We start from the raw sequence: 17,423 nt of genomic DNA, 5'->3' as shown, positions 1-17,423 counted from the left end.
ACCCGCAACCGTCATCCCGGGCGACCGCAGGGAGACCCGGGATCCATGCCTGAACCTCACCAATCCATGCTCCGGCATGGATCCCGGATCGGCGCCGCTGACGCGGCTTGTCCGGGATGACGAGGAGGTTCACGAGAAGGAACGGCCGCCATGGCCACCGCGACCCTGACCAGCCCGGCGGGCAGCCCGCCGGCCGACGACGCCATTCCGATGCGCCGGATCTTTGCCTTCGTGGCGATGGTCTTCGGCATGTTCATGGCGATCCTCGACATCCAGATCGTCTCGGCTTCGCTGGCGGAGATCCAGGCCGGCCTCTCGGCCTCTTCGGACGAGATCGCCTGGGTGCAGACGGCCTATCTGATCGCGGAAGTGATCATGATTCCGCTCTCCGGCTATCTCAGCCGGGCGCTGTCGACCCGCGTTTTCTTCACCATCGCCGCGGCCGGCTTCACCATCGCCAGCGTGCTCTGCGCGATGTCGTCCTCGATCAACGAGATGATCCTGTGGCGGGCGGTCCAGGGCTTCATCGGCGGCGGCATGATCCCCGGCGTCTTCGCCGCCGCCTTCACGATCTTCCCGGCCTCCAAGCGTCCCGTCGTCTCGCCGCTGATCGGGCTGGTGGCGACGCTGGCGCCGACGATCGGCCCCACCGTTGGCGGCTATCTCAGCAGCGCATTCTCCTGGCACTGGCTGTTCCTGGTCAATGTCGTGCCCGGCATCGGCGTCACCATCGCCGCCTGGACGCTGATCGATTTCGACAAGCCGCAGAAGGGGCTGTTGAAGCGCTTCGACTGGCTCGGCCTGCTCGGGATGGCGGGCTTCCTCGGCAGCCTCGAATATGTGCTGGAGGAAGGCACACGGCTGGACTGGTTCGAAAGCCACGAGATCGTCTTCTTCACCGTCGTCATGGTCTTCGGCGCGGTGCTGTTCTTCTGGCGCGCTCTGACGCGGGACGATCCCTTGGTCGATCTCTACGCCTTCACCAACCGCAACTTCGCCTTCGGCTCGCTGTTCTCCTTCTGCATGGGCATCGGCCTCTACGGGCTGACCTATCTCTACCCGGTCTATCTCGGGCGCATCCGCGGCTATGACGCGCTCCAGATCGGCGAGACGATGTTCGTCACGGGCCTATGCATGTTTTTGACGGCTCCCATCGCCGGCAAGCTCTCCGCCAAGATCGATCCGCGCGTGCAGATGATGATCGGCTTTGCGGGCTTCGCGCTCGGCACCTGGATCGCCAGCGGCATCACCGCGGACTGGGATTTCCACGAACTGCTCGCGCCGCAGATCCTGCGCGGCGTCTCGCTGATGCTGTGCATGGTGCCGATCAACAATCTCGCGCTCGGCACGCTGCCGCCTGCGCAGCTCAAGAACGCGTCGGGGCTCTACAACCTCACGCGCAATCTCGGCGGCGCGGTCGGGCTCGCGCTGATCAACACGATGCTCAACAACCGGACCGACCTCCACATCGCACGGCTGCACGAGCACGTCGCGGCCGGCCGGCAGGTGGCGGAGGAGGCGATCGCCCAGACGATGCAGCGCTTCCTCGACTATGGCGACGCGGCCGAGCAGATGGCGCTCGCGCTGATCAACCAGAGGGCTCACAAGCAGGCGCTGATCCTGGCCTTCGGCGACGTCTTCCTCGGGCTGACCTGCATCTTCGCGGCGCTCGTCGCGCTGGCGCTGTTCATGCGCAAACCCCCGGCCGCGCAGCCCGGTGCCGGTGGCGGCCACTGAGAGCCGAGCCGCCGCGGGACCGGGGTGCGGGGCGGGATGCCGCAGCCCCTGCGATTGACAAGCGGGCCTCACTTCGACAAATAATAGAGCAATATCAGTAGTTTAGATGTTTTCTAAACTACGCGCCGCAAAGCCGGCGATGTGGAAGGCGTCTTCGATGAGTTTTTCGTCCCCGAAGGATCAGACCGCGCAGCGGGCCATGGCCGACCAGATTCCCTGGCCGCAGAAGAGCCCGGCCTCCTGCCCGATCAGTGCCGTGAAGGCGCGGCTGCGGACGGCCGGCCTGCGGCCGACACGCCAGCGCATGGCGCTGGGCTGGCTGCTCTTCGCCAAGGGCGACCGCCATGTCAGCGCCGAGATGCTCTATGAGGAGGCGCTGCGCGCTCGCGAGCCGCTCTCGCTCGCCACCGTCTACAACACGCTGCGCCAGTTCTCCGAGGCCGGGCTGCTGCGCCAGGTTTCGGTCTCCGGGCCGAAAACCTTCTTCGACACCAATGTCTCCGAGCATCACCATTTCTACAACGAAGATGACGAGACGGTCGTCGACATCCCGGGCTCGACGATTCAGGTCGCCGGGCTGCCCGAGGCGCCGGAGGGCATGATGATCTCCTCGGTCGAGGTCATCGTGCGCCTGCGCCGCGCCGACGGTCAGGAGATCGAGACCCGCACCACCGAGCATCGCGGCCATGAGGGCCGGGTCGCAGCGGGCGGACACTGATGATCGTCTGCTCCTGCAACGTCCTGTCCTGCCATCAGATCAAGGGCACCATCGCCCCTGACGGCACGGGCCCGCGGACGGCGGGAGAAGCCTATGACTGCCTCGGCTGCAGCCCCGATTGCGGGCGCTGCGCCCGCGAGGTGCGCGCCATCCTCGCGGAGGCGCGGGCGGCCTGCATGACACAGTGCGGTTCCTGCGCGGCGCGCGACATCGAGTGCACGGTCCACGTCGCCGTTGGGCAGATGATGGACGGGCTCGACGCCGAGAACGACCTCGCCGCCTGAGCCCGCCAACGGGGCCGGCTGCGATATTGGTCCTTCCCTTTCGGGACGCGCTATCCTACATTAGGATCATTCTAATGTAACGGGGGAGCCTCAGTGCCATGAAGGGTGACAAGAAGGTCATCGAATACCTCAACAAGGGGCTTCGCTCCGAGCTGACGGCGATCAACCAGTACTGGCTGCACTATCGGATCCTCGACAATTGGGGTCTGAAGGAGATGGCCAAGACCTGGAAGAAGGAATCGATCGAGGAAATGGTCCATGCCGACCGCTTCGTCGACCGCATCCTCTTCCTCGAGGGCTTCCCGAACATGCAGACGCTCGATCCGCTGCGGATCGGCGAGAACGTCAAGGAAGTGATCGAGGCCGATCTGAAGGCCGAGATCGAGGCCCGCGCGCTCTATCAGGAAGCGGCGAGCTATTGCCGCGAGGTCGGCGACTACCCGTCCGAGGACCTGTTCAAGGCCCTGATGAAGGACGAGGAAGGCCATATCGACTTCCTCGAGACGCAGCTCGACCTCATCGGCCGCATCGGCATCGAGCTCTACACCCAGAAGCATATGGGCGGTCTCGACGAGGACCACTGAGCCTCCAGCCGTTTGGGCAGGATCTTGCGAAGCCGGTTCCGCGATGCGGGGCCGGCTTTGTCATGAGCGGCACGTGTTGATCAACCTGCGTCGTCCAGCGCGGTTTTCCTGGAATTTTGGAAGTAGGCTGTCATCCCGGACGCAGCGAAGCGGAGATCCTGGATCCATACCGGAGCGCTGGTGAGGGAGGTTCCGGAATGGGTCCGGGGTCACGCCCGGGACGACCGCGTGTTTCCACGTCACATCATTCAACGAGGATGATCTCAGGAGGGCGATGCGGGTGATGACAACCGCCACAGTGATCTCGGTGAGCGCGGCGATGGGACATCGCTTCAGCAAGCCGGTTCAGGACTCGATCCGCCTGCTCGCCGGGCTCGGCGTCGAGGGCGATGCCCATTGCGGCGAGACGGTGAAGCACCGCTCGCGGGTCGCAGTCGATCCGACGCAGCCCAATCTCCGGCAGGTCCATCTCATCCACGCCGAACTCCTCGACGAGCTGAACGCCGCCGGCTTCGACGTCGCGCCGGGGCAGATGGGCGAGAACCTGCTGACGCGCGGGCTCGACCTGCTGGGCCTGCCGGTCGGCGCCCGACTGAGGTTTGGGCAGCAGGCGCTGGTCGAGATCACCGGCCTGCGCAACCCCTGCGCCCAGATCGAGGCCTTCCGGCCCGGCCTGCTCGCCGCCGTTCTGGGGCGCGATGCGGAAGGCCGGCTCGTGCGCAAGGCCGGCATCATGGGCATCGTGCTGGAGGGCGGGGCGGTCGCGCCGGGGGATGCTATCGCGGTCACGCTGCCGGCCCTGCCGCACCGGGCGCTGGAGCGGGTGTGAGGCCGCAGCGGGTTCGTCCCGTGCTTTACGGCTCCAACGTGGCCGTCGCCGCCCATAAAGAAACCCGCCGGCGCGAACCGGCGGGTCTGATCGTTGGGCGGTGCGGGAGCGTCAGATGTAGCTGACGTTCGCCGCTTCGGGGCCCTTCTTGCCGGCGCGAATCGAGAAGCGCACGCGCTGCCCGTCCATCGGCGGCTGAAGGCCGCTGCGGCTCAGCGAGGAGACGTGCAGGAACACGTCGGCGCCGCCCTGGTCGGGCGCGATGAATCCGAAGCCGCGCTCCGCGTTGAAGAACTTCACGGCGCCGTCGAAGGGGCCTTCCATCGGGCCGCTGTCGCGGTTGCCGAAGCCGCCACGATCGGAATAGCCGCCGCGATCGCCGCCACCATAACCGCCGCGGTCGCCGCGATCGGCATAGCCGCCACCGCCGCCATAGCCGCCGCCGAAATCGTCACGCGGGGCGCGCGGCGCCCGCGGGGCAGTCTGCGTCGCGGTCGAGGCGTCGATCTCGTGCACGGCCACCACCTGCAGGCCGCGGCGGCCCTCGCCGAGGTCGGCGATGATCGTCGCGCCGGGAAGCAGGTCCTGCTGGTCGAGCGGGCCGATCGCAGAAATGTGAAGGAAAACGTCGCCCGAACCGTCGGAGGGCGACGCGAAACCGAACCCCTTCTCGGGATCGAACCATTTGACCTTGGCTTCGATATTTTCGTGCGTGACAAAAGGCTGGGCGGCAGGAGGCTTGCGACGATCGTACATGGAGCTTCGAGGCTGAGTGAGCGGGAAATCGCAATCTAGCGCAAGTAAAGCGTGGCGTCATCGGGGGTGAAGCGTAATTTATTGCCGTCCTGAGCCCATTCCGGAGGAAGCGTCGTGCAAGCGCACCGGTGCTTTGCCGGCACAAGCCTTCATTCGACCCGGTCGGCCCGCGCCAGCACGGCCCGCAACAGCACGTCGAGACCCGGTTCGAGGTCCTCGCGCGAGCAGAACTCCCCGTTATTGTGGGTGATGCCGCCCCGGCACGGTGTGAAGATCATCGTGGTGGGGGCGTGGCGCGCGACGAAATAGGCGTCGTGCCCGGCCTGGCTCAGAATGTCGCGGTGGCGATATCCCCGGGCGCTGGCGATGCCGCGGACCTGCTCGACGAGTTCGGGCGCGAAGATGTTTCCACCCCATTGCCAGATATCGAGGATCTCGACGCTGCAGTCCGCCTTCGCCGCCGATTCGTAAGCCGCGCGGCGCATCGCCTCGGCCATCACGGCGGAGGTGGTGGGGTCCGGATGGCGAACGTCGCCGACCGCCTGGGCCCAGTCGGAGAGGATGCCGGGCTTGTTCGGCCAGGCGACGAGGCGGGCGGCGGTCGCCTTGCCGCCCGTGCCGGCATGGACCCAGCCGAGATCGTCGACCGCGACGAGGAAGCGCGCGCCGGCAATGAGCGCGTTCTTGCGCCACTCCATCGGCCAGGGGCCGGTATGGGCGGTCTCGCCCCTGAACTCGATCAGCATGCCGGTGGAGGGAAAGCCGCCGGTGACGACGCCGACCTGCATGCCCTCGCGATCGAGGATGGGCCCCTGCTCGATATGGAGTTCGTAATAGGCGTCGAAGGCATGGGGCGTCTCCTCCATCTCGCCGCGATAGCCGATGCGGGCGAGCTCGTCGCCGAGCCGGCGGCCCTCCTCGTCGACGCGTCCATGGGCCCAGTCGAGCGTATAGGCGCCGGTGAAGGTGCCCGATCCCACCATGGGCGGCGAGAAGCGCGCGCCTTCCTCGTTGGTCCAGTTGACCAGCTCGATCGGCCGGCGGGTGCGATGGCCGATCGTGTCGAGCGCCCGGCAGACCTCGAGCCCGCCGAGAACGCCGAGAATGCCGTCGAAGCGGCCGCCATTGAACTGGGTGTCGAGATGGCTGCCCATCACCACCGGCGGCAGATTGTCGTCCGTGCCGGCGCGGCGCGCGAAGATGTTGCCGATGCCGTCGATGCGGACGGAGAGCCCGGCCTCGCGGCACCAGGCGACGAACTGGTCGCGAACCTCCCTGTCCGCATCGGAGGCGGCGAGGCGCGAGAGGCCGCCGGGCCGGCCGGGCCCGATCTCGGCGGAGCGCTCCATCGTCGCCCAGAAGCGGTCCATGTCGATGCGGGCGGGGGCGGTCATGTCCATGGCGTCGTCTTCGGTTGGGGCGGCTCGCCCGGTGCGGGCGCGTCCCTGACTATCGTGGCAGAGCCGGGCAGCGGGCAATGCCCGCCGCCGCGGGGAACCCATCCGCCGCCGCATGGGTTTGCCATCGGCGAAGCTGGCGGGGGCCCTGATGAGATTGCTGAAGAACCGGCTCGTCATCGCGATCGTGTCGGCAGTACTCGGCGCGGTCGGCTGGCTGGTGGCAGAGAACCTGATCCCGGAACGAAAGGATCTGGGGAAGCCGCTGCCGCATCATCTTGCAGCGGGGGACCCCCAGTTCGGCCGGTCGATGGCCGCGCTGTTCGGCTCGAACATGCTGCCCGGCAACCGCATCGAAACGCTCGTCAACGGCAACGAGATCTTCCCGGCGATGCTGAAGGCGCTGCGCGGGGCGACCCAGACCATCACTTTCGAAACCTATATCTACTGGCGCGGCGATGTTGCCGATCAGTTCGCCGAGGTGCTGTCGCAGAAGGCGCGGGAAGGCGTGAGCGTCAAGGTGCTGCTCGACTGGGTCGGCAGTATCCCGATGGAGGAGGCTCTGGTCGAACGGATGAAGGCGGCGGGCGTCGAGGTCGTCCGCTTCCGCCCGGTGGCCTGGAGCACGCTCGACAAGGTCAATAATCGCACCCATCGCAAGATCGTCGTGGTCGATGGCCGCATCGGCTTCACGGGCGGCGTCGGTATCGGCGACGAGTGGAACGGCGACGCCCGCACCAAGGCCGAGTGGCGCGACAACCATTACCAGGTCGAGGGGCCGGTCGTGGCCGAACTCCAGGCCGCGTTCGCCGAGCACTGGCTGGAGGCCGGGGGCGAATTGCTGATGGGTGACCGTTTCTTCCCGGCCCTCGCGCCCGCTGGCGACAGTCCGGCCCAGGTGGTCGCGAGTTCCACGAATCAACGCAGCGTCATGCATCTGATGCTGATGACGGCGCTGTCTTCGGCAAAGACGCGGATCCGGCTCGGCACGCCCTATTTCGTTCCGGACGAGACGACCCGTAAGCAACTGCTGGATGCCCGCAAGCGCGGGGTGGAGATCGACATCCTCATCCCCGGCCCGATCACCGATGCCCGCATCGTCCACAAAGCCTCGCGCCATTTCTGGGGCGAGTTGCTGGACGCAGGCATCCGCATCCACGAGTTCGAGCCGACCATGTATCACTGCAAACTCGTGGTGGTGGACGAGGCCTGGGCTTCCGTGGGCTCGACGAATATCGACGACCGGGCCCTGCGGCTGAACGACGAGGTCAATCTCAACGCCTATGATCCGGCCTTCGCCCGCGCGCAGATCGCGGTGTTCGAGGCGGATCTGAAGCGGGCGCGGCCGTATACGCTGGCGCAGTGGCAGGCGCGGTCGTCCTGGGAGCAACTGTCGGACTGGCTCGCGAGCCTGCTGCGCTCGCAGATCTAGCGATCCCGCCTCATGACCGCTTTGCCGCAGACATCATCGCCGCGCAGCCAGGCCTCGCGGCCCCAGTTGCGGTAGCGCAGGCGCAGCGAAATCCAGAAGCCGAAGAACGGCGCGAACAGCAGGCTTAAGGCCAGGGCAACGATCAACAGGTGGGCCGCATGCTCTGCCAGGGGCGGGATCGACAGCACCAGCGTCGTCCCGAAGCCGAAAAGGACGGTCTGGACGATCGCGCCGCAGATCACCGCCAGGAACAGGTCGATATCGAAATCGTCTTCGAAACGCTGCATGGCCGCCTCCTGACGCGTCAACGGCGGGAGGCGGCCGGCAGTTCCGGGGCGAGGCTAGCGGTCCCCGCTCAGGGTCTGGCGCCGCAACTCCTCCTCGACAGCCGCGGCCGATGAGCCCGCCTTGCGGACGGCCTCTTCGAGCTGGCTCTTCGAGATGCCGAATTTGTCGGTCCAGTAGCGGACCTCGTAATCCTCGCCGAGATTGATGCGCGAGCGATCCTGCGGCCCGCGATTCGTCCTGTCGTCAGCCATGGGCGGTCTCCTTCTGTCTCGGAAGGAATCGCGCAGGGGGCGTCAGGTTCCCGGATCCGGCGCAGCCGGCATCAGGCCGAGCCGCTCGCGGGCCGCCCAGCGTCCCAGCATCAGCGCCGCGACCAGCGCCAGCGCGACGGCGAGGCCGATCCAGATGCCGCTGCCGGCCAGCGGCGTGCCGAAGCCCAGCGCGACCGAGAGCGGCAGCCCGATCACCCAGTAGCCGAGCCCGGCATAGAGCATCGGGATGCGCGTATCGCCGAGGCCGCGCAGCAGGCAGGAGCCGACGACCTGCGCCCCGTCGACGATCTGAAAGATCGCAGCGAAAACCAGGAAATGCATCGCCAGCGCCGCGACCTCGATCGCGCCGGGACGGCTGACGTCGAGGAAGGGGCGCACCAGCCAGTGCGGCGCCAACCACATCACGAGGGCCGTCAGCGCCATGAAGCCGACGCCGAGCACGATCGCGACCTGCCCGGCGCGGCGAATGCCGTCGCGGTCGCCGGCACCGAAGGCGCGGCCGACGCGCACCGTCGCAGCCTGGCCGATGCCCATCGGCACCATGAAGGTCAGCGACGCGATCTGGATCGCGATGGCGTGGGCGGCGAGCGCGGTGGGGCCGATGAGGCCCATCAGGAAGGCGGCCCCGTTGAAGATCACGACCTCGAAGGCGAGCGTCGCGCCGATCGGCAGGCCGAGCCGCCAGAAGGCGCGGTAGCGCGGCCAGTCCGCGACCCAGAAGCGGCCGAACAGGCGGAAACGCCGGAATTGCCGGTTGCGCAGCACGAGGGCGGCGAGACCAGCAAACATCAGCACGGAGGAGAGGGCGGTGGCGAGGCCCGAACCGGGCAGGCCCAGCGCGGGCAGGCCGAGCCGGCCAAACATCAGCACCCAGTTGGCGAAGGCGTTGAACAGTACCGCGGCCAGCACCACCAGCATCGCGGCCAGCGGGCGCTGCAGCGCCGCGACGAAGCCGCGCAGCACGAGGTAGAAGAAGAAGGGCAGCAGGCTCCATTGCAGCGCCCGGACATAGCTGCCGGCTGCCGCGGAGAGCGCGCGGTCCTGACCCATTGCGGCGAGAACGGCTTCTGCCTGCCAGAGAAAGAGCCACATCGGCCCGACCAGCGTCGCCGCTGCCCAGAAGCCCTGGCGCACGGTGCGCCTGATCTCGCGCACCGCATGGCGGTTGCGCCCGAGCTCGATCGAGAGCATCGGCGACACGGCTGCCATGACGCCGATCCCGAAGATCAGCACCGCCATGTAGAGATTGGAGCCGAGTGCGCCGGCCGCGAGCGCATCGGGGCCGAGCTGCCCCATCATCATCACGTCGGTTGCCGTCATCGCCGTCTGGGCGAGATTGGTCAGAACCAGCGGCCAGCCAAGACGCAAGGTCGCCCCCGCCTCGGCCATCCAGGCGGAGCGAGACGAGGTGAGCGAGAGGGATTGCGCGGGGGAGGGCATGGGGGGCTGCTTCTAGCCCGCGCCGAACGCCTGCGACAGCCCGCATCGACGGGGCTGCCACCCGTCTGGCGCAATCGCCCGGCCGCCTCTGCCGGCCGGGCGAGAAGAAAAGCTCAGCGCGCCGTCAGCCGGGCGAAGAGATCGCGCGTCACGTTCAGCACGCGCTCGCGAAGCTCCGGCCGGGTCGCCAGCATCCAACCGGCCGCTCCGGCGAGAATCATCCTGAACATGGTCGCATTTCCTCTCGGCAAGTCGGCGGACGGTCCCGCCCCACGCCCGCCCAACGCCCGTGGTGCCGGAAGGTTCAGGGCGGGGCGCCTGATCAGGTCGGCGTGCGGTGCGCGTCGGGCGGTGCGGCGGAGCCGTGAAACCGGAGAGGCTGCGCTCATCGCAGGCGCCAAAAGCAAAAACCCCGGACACCGCTCTTGGGAGCGATCTCCGGGGCTTTGAAGATGGTGGGCGCGACAGGGATCGAACCTGTGACCCCTACGATGTCAACGTAGTGCTCTCCCGCTGAGCTACGCGCCCGTCTGCCGCGTCGGGATAACGTCGCGGCGGCCGGAACAGGTTGCGCCGTTGCCGGGCGACCATGTTGCGAGGTGTGCGGCTATAGCCGCTCGCTTCGAGCCTTGCAAGGCGCTTTGTCGAGAAAGCGTCACAGGCCTGTCGGCGGCCGTCAGGCCGCCAGCAGCTTCTCGACCTCGTTCACCAGCTCGCGCAGGTGGAAGGGCTTGGAGAGCACCTTGGCATCCTTGGGCGTCTGCGAATCGGGGTTCAGCGCCACGGCCGCGAAGCCGGTGATGAACATCACCTTGATGTCGGGGTCGAGCTCGGTGGCGCGGCGCGCCAGCTCGATGCCGTCCATCTCGGGCATGACGATGTCCGTCAGCAGCAGCTCGAAGGGCTCTTCGCGCAGCCGGTTATAGGCCGAGAGCCCATTGTCGAAGGAGGCCACGTCATAGCCCGCATTCTGCAGGGCCTTGACCAGGAAACGGCGCATGTCGTTGTCGTCTTCGGCGAGAAGTATCTTGGTCATGGGCCTGATCTGTCCGTCCCGTAAGGCCTGTGTCTGGTGCAGCGGGGGCCGGCGGCGTAGCCCGGTCCCGGTCTCGACTCGTATTCGCGCTCCATCCCCGCGCGACCGCGGCGGCAGGGTTATCGGCCCGCCCCCGCAGTGGGAACCCACGGTTTCTATAAGGCATCAGTATGGTAAACAACGGGTGAATCCGTGGGCGCTTGCCGCTGCGCGCCTGTGGCGCTTCAACCCAGCCGCTTTGTGTGCTTCTGTCGGCGGCGATGAGCGAGCCATCCCGCCCCCTTTCCACCGGCCCGGAAGACGTCGTCGCCGAGATCGAGCGGCCCTACACGCTGTATCAGCCGGCGCTGCACATCGTGCCGGTGGTGGTCGACGTCCCGCATGCGGGCCGGCGCTATCCCCGGGCCTTCGTCGAGCGCGCAAGGCTGCCGCTGCGCTCGCTGCGCCGCTCCGAGGACGCCTATGTCGACCGGCTCTTCGCCCGCAGCGTGACTCTGGGTGCGCCGCTGCTGGCGGCCGAGTTCCCGCGGGCCTATCTCGACGTCAATCGCGAGCCCTACGAGCTCGATCCGCGCATGTTCGAGGGGCGGCTGCCGCCCTTCGCCAACACCCGTTCCCTGCGGGTCGCGGGCGGGCTGGGGACGATCCCGCGCATCGTCGGCGACGCGCACGAGATCTATTTCGGCCGGATTCCGGTGGAGGAGGCGCTGACGCGGATCGATTCGCTGTACCGGCCCTATCACGCCGGGCTGCGCGACCTGGTGCAGCGGACCCAGCGCGCCTTCGGCACCTGCATCCTGGTCGACGCGCATTCGATGCCCTCGACCGGGCTGGACCGCGAGGGGCCGGTGAAGCCCGATATCATCCTGGGGGATCGGTTCGGCACGAGCGCGGCCGGCTACGTCACCGATGTCGCCGAGGCCGCCTTCACGCGGCTGGGCTTCAGCGTGACGCGCAACCGGCCCTATGCGGGGGGCTTCATCACCGAGCATTACGGCGCGCCCGGCACCGGCGTTCACACGCTCCAGATCGAGATCAACCGCGCCCTCTACATGGACGAGGCGACGCTGCTGCCGCATGGCGGCTTCGTCGTGCTGGAGGAGGCGATCACGGCGGCCATGGCCGAGTGCTTCGCACGCTGGAGCGGCTGGCTCGACGGGTTCCGCCAAGCGGCGGAGTAGGGCGCATGACGGCCCTATGAAGCCGTTGCCACCGCAACAGAAAAAAGGGCCGCACACTTGCGTGGCGGCCCAAGTCTAGGGAGGAAACGCCCAAGGAGGGCAACGAAGGCTTGAGGTCATCGCCCCTTCGCAGTGCACAATATGACGGTGCAGCGCAAAAAAGCAAGTGGCCTGACCAAAATTTTGCGCGAGCCGGCGGCGGATGAGGCATGCGTCAGACGCAGAACGGCGCACTCCAGCGGGGCGGCCAGCACCGGCCGCTTGCCTTCGGCCGGTCCGGCGATCATCAGAAGAGCGGCGCTGCGGATCGGCGCAAGGGGGAACCAGCATGAGCGCGGTCGATTTCGGAGCCTTCGTGGCGGAGCTCGCCACCCAGTCCGGCCGGGCGATCCTGCCCTTCTTCCGCGCCCATCACATGCTCGAAGACAAGTCGCGCGGCGGCGCCTTCGATCCCGTCACCGAGGGGGACAAGGCCGGCGAGACCGTGATGCGCCATCTGATCCGGCGCCAGTTCCCGGCCCATGGCGTGATCGGCGAGGAGTTCGGCAACGAGAATGCCGAGGCCGAGTATTGCTGGGTGCTCGATCCGATCGATGGCACGCGCGCCTTCATCTCCGGCATTCCCGTCTGGGGCACGCTGATCGGGCTGGCGCGCCGGGGCGTGCCGGTCTACGGCATGATGCACCAGCCCTTCACCGGCGAGCGCTACTGGGGCGACGGCGGCGAAGCCCGCTATGACGGTCCGGGGGGAGCGCGCATCCTGCGCACGCGCCAGGTGCGAAACCTGGCCGACGCCACGCTGATGACGACTTCGCCCGCCCTCTTCAAGGGCGAAGAGGCGCAGGCCTATGCCCGTGTCGAGGAGGCCGTCCGGCTCGCCCGCTATGGCTGCGACTGCTATGCCTATTGCATGCTCGCCGCGGGCCATGTCGATCTCGTGATCGAAAGCGGCCTGAAGCCTTATGACATCGTCGCGCTGATCCCGATCATCGAGGGCGCGGGCGGCATCGTCACCTCATGGGACGGAGGCAGCGCCGCCGGCGGCGGGCGCATCCTCGCTGCCGCCAACAAGGCGCTGCATGAGGCCGCGCTGGCGCGGCTCGCCGGCTGAAGCGGGGCCGGCTGCGAGCGGTGCATCCTCGCCGGGAATGAAGGCGTCGAAGGCGGCCCAGAACTGCTCCCGGATCGGATCGCTCTCCATCAGGATCTCGTGGCGCGCCTCGCGCAGGACGAGCGCGCCTCCGGTCTTCAGCCGCGCGGCGAAGCGCTCGATCGCCGGTGTCGAGACGACACGGTCGCGCCCGGCGGCGATCACCAGCGTCGGCACGCGCACCTCGCGGGCGGCGTGGGGGGCGGCCAGCCGCGCCATCAGGCGGAAGGCGGTGCGGACCCAGGCGATGGTCGGGTCGCCGATGCTGAGATGGCGGGCGGCCGCCGAAAGCGCGCTGTTGCGGGCATAGCGGACAGGGTCGCCGCTCAGGCGGTTGCCCTCGAAGGGCTTGGTCGCGATCGCGGTGTCGCCGCCGCCGGGCACGAAGGCCTTGCCGAAGCCGAACCAGAACAGCACGCTCGCAAGCCGGCTGGCGGCCCTCGGATTGTCGATGATGGCGAGCTCGAGCATCGGCGCCAGCGCCACCAGCCGGGAAACGGGCAGGGCGTCCCGGCGGGCGGCGTCGAGGCACAGGGCCGCCCCCATCGAATGAGCGAGGACGAAAAAGGGGCCTGGGCAGCGCTCCTGCATCTGCGCCATGGCCAGCGCCAGATCCGCCTCGTAATGGCGCAGCCAGCCGACATGGCCCTTGCGCTCGCGGCGGACGAAGCGCTGCGAGCCTCCTTGGCCGCGCCAGTCGAAGGTCAGCACATGGAAGCCGCGCCGGCGCAGTTCGGCGGCGGTCTCGCCATAGCGCTCGATGAATTCGGCGCGACCCTGCACCAGGACGACGGTGCCGCGCACGGGCTTCACCGTCGGGCGCCAGCTCGCGAAGCGGACCTTGGCGCCGTCGCGCGTCTGGGCAAACCAGACCCGGCCATGGCCCGGCATCGGATAATCGGGATGGGCGAAGAGTTCGGCGTCGGCCATGGCGGGCTTTCCGGCGGCTGGCTCGCGATCCGGGCGGCGTCGCCACCGATCCGCCGACCCCGTTTATGCCCGCCGGAACGACCTCTTGAAAAGCCGAAAACGTCTTCCCAGATCAGCTCCGTGCAGGCCGGAACGGCTGCACGCACCTGAACCGGGCCCGCGCTCGAGACGAGGCGGGCTGGACATCGACGTCGCTTCTTTGGAGGACATCATGCGTCACTTCGATCTTTCCCCGCTCTATCGCTCGACCGTCGGCTTCGACCGTCTGTTCTCGCTGCTCGACCAGGTCGGCAGCACCGACTCGGCCCCGAGCTATCCGCCCTACAACATCGAGCGCACGGCCGAGAACGCCTACCGCATCACCATCGCGGTCGCCGGCTTCGGCGAGTCCGACCTCTCGATCGAGAGCAAGGAGAACGCGCTGACGGTGCGCGGCGAGAAGCAGGCCAACGACAATGGCGAGAAGCGTGAGATCCTGCATCAGGGCATCGCCGCGCGCGCCTTCGAGCGCCGCTTCCAGCTCGCCGACTATGTGCATGTGACCGGCGCCAGCCTCGAGAACGGGCTGCTCCACATCGATCTCGTCCGCGAGATCCCCGAGGCCAAGAAGCCGCGCCAGATCGCGATCGGCAGCGGCAAGGCGAAGGTCCTCGAGGCCAAGGTGGAGACGGCTCAGGCCGCCTGATCGCTGCTGCGTCCGTCGCCTGAAACAGAGGCGCCCCCGGGAAACCGGGGGCGCTTTTTCGTTGTGGCAGACGAAGGCGGGAGCGCTCACTCCATCGGCGTCACAGGGACGGCGGGCGTCTCCGGTTTCGGTTGGGACGAGGTCGAATCCTGCGGTTGCACGGGCGGCAGCTGGGCGGGAATGCCGGGCTGCTCGGTGCGGGCCAGTGGCGGCGTGCGCTCGCCGCCCTCGGTGCCGCGCACATCCGTGGGATTGACGAGGCGCGGCTTCTCCGCCCCGCTCACAGGGTCCGTCGAGCCCGGGCCTGGGGCTGCAGGGGCGGCCGGCGCGGGCGGGATCTGCGTCGCCGGGGCGCTGGCCTCGGCCGGCGGCTTCGCAACCGGCGCCGGCTCGACGCGGGGCGGAGCGGCCGGGGCGGGCGGCGTCGCCGTGGCGGGGGCGCTGGCCTCGGCGGGGGGCCTGGCGGGCGCCGGAGCCGGTTCGGCCCGCGGCGGCGCGGCCGGCGAAGGCGGCGTGGCGGTGGCGGGGGCCGCCGCCTGCCCCGGCGGCTTCAGGACAGGCGGGCGCTCCGGCGGTTGCGGGGTCAGCCGCGGCGGACGCGGCTTTGCCTCCTCGCGCGGCTCGATGCGGGCGACGCGCGGGGCCTGCCGGGGCGCCGGCTGCAGGACGATCCGGTCGAGTTCCTGGCCGCTATAGGGATCGAGGATGAGGCGGATGCGGGCGCCGCTGCGGGTGCGCCCGTCGACGACATAGGCGGAGCCGGTGGCGATGGTGCGGTCGACCTGCACCAGGCCCAGATCGCGGGCGGCGATGCGTGAGATCGCGCGCTGCGGGATTGGTGCCGGCGGGCGCGGCGCGACATAGCGGTAGCCGTAGCCATAGCCGAAGCGCTGCTCGAGATAGGGCGCGTCGTCATCGAGATAGTACTGGGCCGAGGCGGAGCCGGCACTGCCGGCGAGGGCGCCGGCGACGGCCAGACCCATCAGCGCGGTGCGCGTCGGCGCGGTCGAACGAAGAACCATGAGGGGCAGACCCTTCCAGGATGGACTGACAAGCGTTCAGTCTTCCTTAGGGATTGCGGCGGGCGTGGGGCTGAAAGCGGGAGGGTTTCAGCCCTCCGCGGCCTCGATCAGGGCGATCAGCCGGGTCACATCGGCTTCGGGCGTGGCGAAGGACATCACGAAGCGGCCGACCACCTCGCCCTCGGCGAGCGCTTCGCCCACCGGGAGCGCGCGCGCGGACCAGTCGATATAGCCGACCCCTGCCGCTTTCAGCCGTGCCTGCAGGGCCGGAGACAAAATCAGAAACACTTCATTGGCCTGGCAGGGCCAGGCGAGGCGGGCCTGGGTGCTGCGCCCGATCGCCTGGGCGAGGCGCTGCGCCAGCGCATTGGCATAGCGGGCCAGGTCGAGCCAGTGCCCGTCGGCGAGCAGCCCCTCGAACTGGGCGCCGATGAGCCGGCCCTTGGAGAGAGTCTGGCCGGCGCGCTTGCGGCGCCATTTCATCTCGGCCGCGCGGGCGGGATCGAAGAAGACGACCGCCTCGGCCGCCCAGGCGCCGTTCTTGGTGCCGCCGAAGGAGAGCACGTCGATGCCCGCCTTCCAGGTCGTCTCGGCCGGGCTGCAGCCCAACGTCACCAGCGCATTGGCGAAGCGGGCGCCGTCCATGTGCAGAGCAAGGCTGCGCGGCGCGGCGGCCGCCTTCAGCGCGCGGATTTCGTAGGGCGTGTAGATCGTGCCGCATTCGGTGGCCTGGGTGATCGACAGCACCTGCGGCTGGACCTGATGCAGGGCGCCCTCGCGGAAGCGGGCCAGCGTCTGGGTGACATCTGCGGGCGAGAGCTTGTTGCCGGCGCCGGGCAGGCCGATCAGCTTGGCGCCGTCGCTGAAGAATTCCGGCGCGCCGCATTCGTCGTCCGCGACATGGCTCTCTTCATGGGTGATGACGGCACCCCAAGGGCGGGTCAGGCTCGCCAGCGCCAGGGCATTGGCCGCCGTACCGCTGGTGACGAGGAAGACCGCGACTTCATGCTCGAAGATCTCGGCGATGCGTCGCTCAGTGGCTTGCGTCCAGCCATCCGTGCCATAGGCCGAGGCCGGTCCGTCATTGGCGGCGGCGATCGCGGCCATGACCTTCGGGCTGGCGCCCGCGATGTTGTCGCTGATGAAGTTCATGCCGCCAGCGATAGAGATCGGCGGCGCCGTCGCCAAGGGCGCCGGGCGCCTAGCCGACCAGCGCCTGCACGAGCAGGGTCAGCGAGGCCGCGATCAGCGCGAGGAAGGTCGCGACCATGCCGGCGACGCGGAAGCGCAGATCCTCATCGAGATGCGAGACGCCCCAGGCATGGCTGGCGCGTCCCAGGAGCAGGCACAGGCACAGCCCGTGCAGCAGCAGGGCCGGCGCGCCACGGAACTCGGCCATGGCGAGCAGCAGCAAGGCGAGCGGCGTGTATTCGGCGAAATTGCCATGGACGCGGACGCGCCGTTCTAGTTCCCGGTCTCCGGCCGTGCCGATGGCGACACGGCCGCTACGCCGCTGCCGGACGACCGACAGGGAGAGCATGACAAAAAGCAGCGCCAGCAGCGCGGCATAGACGGGGACGATCACCAGCGACATCGGGCCTGACCATGGAATACGGAAGCCGCCAGCCTAGGCGCCCGGTCCTCGGGGCGCCAGAGCCCCGCGGGGCAGGCCCGACAGGAAG

The 17,423-nt window shown here is 68.5% G+C and carries 19 protein-coding genes and 1 tRNA gene; 9 read left to right on the top strand and 11 right to left on the bottom strand.

Annotated features, from left to right (window positions below):
- Positions 1-150: 150 nt before the first annotated feature.
- The 5 genes from ACFPN9_RS12925 to ACFPN9_RS12905 all read left to right on the top strand — a co-directional run bounded on the left by ACFPN9_RS12925 (position 151) and on the right by ACFPN9_RS12905 (position 4,152).
- The gene (locus ACFPN9_RS12925) at positions 151-1,737 is read left to right on the top strand and encodes a DHA2 family efflux MFS transporter permease subunit (protein ID WP_066720048.1); all 1,587 of its coding nucleotides are present in this window, start codon (positions 151-153) and stop codon (positions 1,735-1,737) included.
- A gap of 199 nt (positions 1,738-1,936) precedes the next feature.
- Positions 1,937-2,455: an iron response transcriptional regulator IrrA gene (gene irrA / locus ACFPN9_RS12920; protein ID WP_082733261.1), complete on the top strand. Its 519-nt coding sequence runs from the start codon at positions 1,937-1,939 to the stop codon at positions 2,453-2,455.
- Complete coding sequence (locus ACFPN9_RS12915; RefSeq protein ID WP_066720050.1) at positions 2,455-2,739, top strand: (2Fe-2S)-binding protein; 285 nt, start codon at positions 2,455-2,457, stop codon at positions 2,737-2,739. Before irrA ends, ACFPN9_RS12915 begins: the two co-directional genes overlap by 1 nt.
- A gap of 98 nt (positions 2,740-2,837) precedes the next feature.
- Positions 2,838-3,323, top strand: coding sequence for a bacterioferritin (gene bfr / locus ACFPN9_RS12910; protein WP_066720052.1), 486 nt, complete (start codon positions 2,838-2,840; stop codon positions 3,321-3,323).
- A 283-nt stretch (positions 3,324-3,606) separates the two neighbouring features.
- A complete protein-coding gene (locus tag ACFPN9_RS12905; protein WP_066720088.1) occupies positions 3,607-4,152 on the top strand; it encodes an MOSC domain-containing protein in 546 nt (181 codons plus the stop codon).
- A 111-nt stretch (positions 4,153-4,263) separates the two neighbouring features.
- Here ACFPN9_RS12905 and ACFPN9_RS12900 read toward each other — a convergent pair whose 3' ends face one another.
- Both ACFPN9_RS12900 and ACFPN9_RS12895 read right to left on the bottom strand, forming a co-directional pair.
- Positions 4,264-4,908 (bottom strand): cold-shock protein, encoded by a 645-nt coding sequence (locus ACFPN9_RS12900; RefSeq protein ID WP_066720055.1) that lies wholly within the window; start codon positions 4,906-4,908, stop codon positions 4,264-4,266.
- Between the two features lie 149 nt (positions 4,909-5,057).
- Positions 5,058-6,308 (bottom strand): Zn-dependent hydrolase, encoded by a 1,251-nt coding sequence (locus ACFPN9_RS12895; protein WP_066720059.1) that lies wholly within the window; start codon positions 6,306-6,308, stop codon positions 5,058-5,060.
- Between the two features lie 148 nt (positions 6,309-6,456).
- On the opposite strand from ACFPN9_RS12895, the gene cls reads away from it, so the two are divergent.
- Positions 6,457-7,737 carry a cardiolipin synthase gene (gene cls / locus ACFPN9_RS12890; protein ID WP_066720094.1) on the top strand — a complete coding sequence of 427 codons (1,281 nt, stop codon included), beginning with the start codon at positions 6,457-6,459 and terminating at the stop codon, positions 7,735-7,737.
- Here the strand turns inward: cls and ACFPN9_RS12885 are convergent.
- The 5 genes from ACFPN9_RS12885 to cpdR form a co-directional block, all read right to left on the bottom strand.
- Positions 7,734-8,045: a hypothetical protein gene (locus ACFPN9_RS12885; RefSeq protein ID WP_156446518.1), complete on the bottom strand. Its 312-nt coding sequence runs from the start codon at positions 8,043-8,045 to the stop codon at positions 7,734-7,736. The genes cls and ACFPN9_RS12885 overlap by 4 nt on opposite strands.
- A gap of 33 nt (positions 8,046-8,078) precedes the next feature.
- Positions 8,079-8,276 (bottom strand): DUF3606 domain-containing protein, encoded by a 198-nt coding sequence (locus ACFPN9_RS12880; protein WP_066720064.1) that lies wholly within the window; start codon positions 8,274-8,276, stop codon positions 8,079-8,081.
- A gap of 42 nt (positions 8,277-8,318) precedes the next feature.
- Positions 8,319-9,737: an MATE family efflux transporter gene (locus ACFPN9_RS12875; RefSeq protein ID WP_082734916.1), complete on the bottom strand. Its 1,419-nt coding sequence runs from the start codon at positions 9,735-9,737 to the stop codon at positions 8,319-8,321.
- A gap of 453 nt (positions 9,738-10,190) precedes the next feature.
- Positions 10,191-10,265 (bottom strand) — tRNA-Val (locus ACFPN9_RS12870).
- 148 nt (positions 10,266-10,413) lie between these two features.
- Positions 10,414-10,773, bottom strand: coding sequence for a cell cycle two-component system response regulator CpdR (cpdR, locus tag ACFPN9_RS12865; protein ID WP_038363805.1), 360 nt, complete (start codon positions 10,771-10,773; stop codon positions 10,414-10,416).
- A gap of 260 nt (positions 10,774-11,033) precedes the next feature.
- On the opposite strand from cpdR, the gene ACFPN9_RS12860 reads away from it, so the two are divergent.
- Both ACFPN9_RS12860 and hisN read left to right on the top strand, forming a co-directional pair.
- Positions 11,034-11,954 (top strand): N-formylglutamate amidohydrolase, encoded by a 921-nt coding sequence (locus ACFPN9_RS12860; protein WP_066720071.1) that lies wholly within the window; start codon positions 11,034-11,036, stop codon positions 11,952-11,954.
- Between the two features lie 328 nt (positions 11,955-12,282).
- Positions 12,283-13,065, top strand: a complete 783-nt coding sequence (hisN, locus tag ACFPN9_RS12855) for a histidinol-phosphatase (RefSeq protein ID WP_066720073.1) — start codon at positions 12,283-12,285, stop codon at positions 13,063-13,065.
- Here the strand turns inward: hisN and ACFPN9_RS12850 are convergent.
- Positions 12,970-14,034, bottom strand: a complete 1,065-nt coding sequence (locus tag ACFPN9_RS12850; protein ID WP_082734917.1) for an alpha/beta hydrolase — start codon at positions 14,032-14,034, stop codon at positions 12,970-12,972. The genes hisN and ACFPN9_RS12850 overlap by 96 nt on opposite strands.
- A 211-nt stretch (positions 14,035-14,245) precedes the next feature.
- On the opposite strand from ACFPN9_RS12850, the gene ACFPN9_RS12845 reads away from it, so the two are divergent.
- On the top strand, positions 14,246-14,719 hold the full coding sequence (locus ACFPN9_RS12845) for an Hsp20 family protein (protein ID WP_066720097.1): 474 nt from the start codon (positions 14,246-14,248) through the stop codon (positions 14,717-14,719).
- A gap of 86 nt (positions 14,720-14,805) precedes the next feature.
- Here ACFPN9_RS12845 and ACFPN9_RS12840 read toward each other — a convergent pair whose 3' ends face one another.
- The 3 genes from ACFPN9_RS12840 to ACFPN9_RS12830 form a co-directional block, all read right to left on the bottom strand.
- Positions 14,806-15,741 carry a hypothetical protein gene (locus ACFPN9_RS12840; protein ID WP_377817151.1) on the bottom strand — a complete coding sequence of 312 codons (936 nt, stop codon included), beginning with the start codon at positions 15,739-15,741 and terminating at the stop codon, positions 14,806-14,808.
- An 87-nt stretch (positions 15,742-15,828) separates the two neighbouring features.
- Positions 15,829-16,893, bottom strand: a complete 1,065-nt coding sequence (locus ACFPN9_RS12835; RefSeq protein ID WP_066718031.1) for a threonine aldolase family protein — start codon at positions 16,891-16,893, stop codon at positions 15,829-15,831.
- Positions 16,894-16,942: 49 nt separating this feature from the next.
- The gene (locus tag ACFPN9_RS12830) at positions 16,943-17,335 is read right to left on the bottom strand and encodes an MAPEG family protein (RefSeq protein ID WP_066718028.1); all 393 of its coding nucleotides are present in this window, start codon (positions 17,333-17,335) and stop codon (positions 16,943-16,945) included.
- Between the last annotated feature and the right edge of the window lie 88 nt (positions 17,336-17,423).

Source organism: Allobosea massiliensis, from assembly GCF_042655245.1.
GTDB classification, from domain to species: domain Bacteria; phylum Pseudomonadota; class Alphaproteobacteria; order Rhizobiales; family Beijerinckiaceae; genus Allobosea; species Allobosea massiliensis.
The sequence above is the reverse complement of the archived record's forward strand: the minus strand, read 5'-3'. Positions and strand labels throughout refer to the sequence as shown.

What these genes read in the sequence shown, in the direction of transcription:
- cpdR (WP_038363805.1), bottom strand. Translation starts at nt 10,773, where the DNA reads ATGACCAAGATACTTCTCGCCGAAGACGACAACGACATGCGCCGTTTC.
- ACFPN9_RS12925 (WP_066720048.1), top strand. Translation starts at nt 151, where the DNA reads ATGGCCACCGCGACCCTGACCAGCCCGGCGGGCAGCCCGCCGGCCGAC.
- ACFPN9_RS12845 (WP_066720097.1), top strand. Translation starts at nt 14,246, where the DNA reads ATGCGTCACTTCGATCTTTCCCCGCTCTATCGCTCGACCGTCGGCTTC.
- ACFPN9_RS12880 (WP_066720064.1), bottom strand. Translation starts at nt 8,276, where the DNA reads ATGGCTGACGACAGGACGAATCGCGGGCCGCAGGATCGCTCGCGCATC.
- ACFPN9_RS12900 (WP_066720055.1), bottom strand. Translation starts at nt 4,908, where the DNA reads ATGTACGATCGTCGCAAGCCTCCTGCCGCCCAGCCTTTTGTCACGCAC.
- cls (WP_066720094.1), top strand. Translation starts at nt 6,457, where the DNA reads ATGAGATTGCTGAAGAACCGGCTCGTCATCGCGATCGTGTCGGCAGTA.
- ACFPN9_RS12850 (WP_082734917.1), bottom strand. Translation starts at nt 14,034, where the DNA reads ATGGCCGACGCCGAACTCTTCGCCCATCCCGATTATCCGATGCCGGGC.
- ACFPN9_RS12840 (WP_377817151.1), bottom strand. Translation starts at nt 15,741, where the DNA reads ATGGTTCTTCGTTCGACCGCGCCGACGCGCACCGCGCTGATGGGTCTG.
- ACFPN9_RS12895 (WP_066720059.1), bottom strand. Translation starts at nt 6,308, where the DNA reads ATGGACATGACCGCCCCCGCCCGCATCGACATGGACCGCTTCTGGGCG.
- ACFPN9_RS12915 (WP_066720050.1), top strand. Translation starts at nt 2,455, where the DNA reads ATGATCGTCTGCTCCTGCAACGTCCTGTCCTGCCATCAGATCAAGGGC.
- ACFPN9_RS12905 (WP_066720088.1), top strand. Translation starts at nt 3,607, where the DNA reads ATGACAACCGCCACAGTGATCTCGGTGAGCGCGGCGATGGGACATCGC.
- ACFPN9_RS12860 (WP_066720071.1), top strand. Translation starts at nt 11,034, where the DNA reads ATGAGCGAGCCATCCCGCCCCCTTTCCACCGGCCCGGAAGACGTCGTC.
- ACFPN9_RS12835 (WP_066718031.1), bottom strand. Translation starts at nt 16,893, where the DNA reads ATGAACTTCATCAGCGACAACATCGCGGGCGCCAGCCCGAAGGTCATG.
- hisN (WP_066720073.1), top strand. Translation starts at nt 12,283, where the DNA reads ATGAGCGCGGTCGATTTCGGAGCCTTCGTGGCGGAGCTCGCCACCCAG.
- ACFPN9_RS12830 (WP_066718028.1), bottom strand. Translation starts at nt 17,335, where the DNA reads ATGTCGCTGGTGATCGTCCCCGTCTATGCCGCGCTGCTGGCGCTGCTT.
- bfr (WP_066720052.1), top strand. Translation starts at nt 2,838, where the DNA reads ATGAAGGGTGACAAGAAGGTCATCGAATACCTCAACAAGGGGCTTCGC.
- ACFPN9_RS12875 (WP_082734916.1), bottom strand. Translation starts at nt 9,737, where the DNA reads ATGCCCTCCCCCGCGCAATCCCTCTCGCTCACCTCGTCTCGCTCCGCC.
- irrA (WP_082733261.1), top strand. Translation starts at nt 1,937, where the DNA reads ATGGCCGACCAGATTCCCTGGCCGCAGAAGAGCCCGGCCTCCTGCCCG.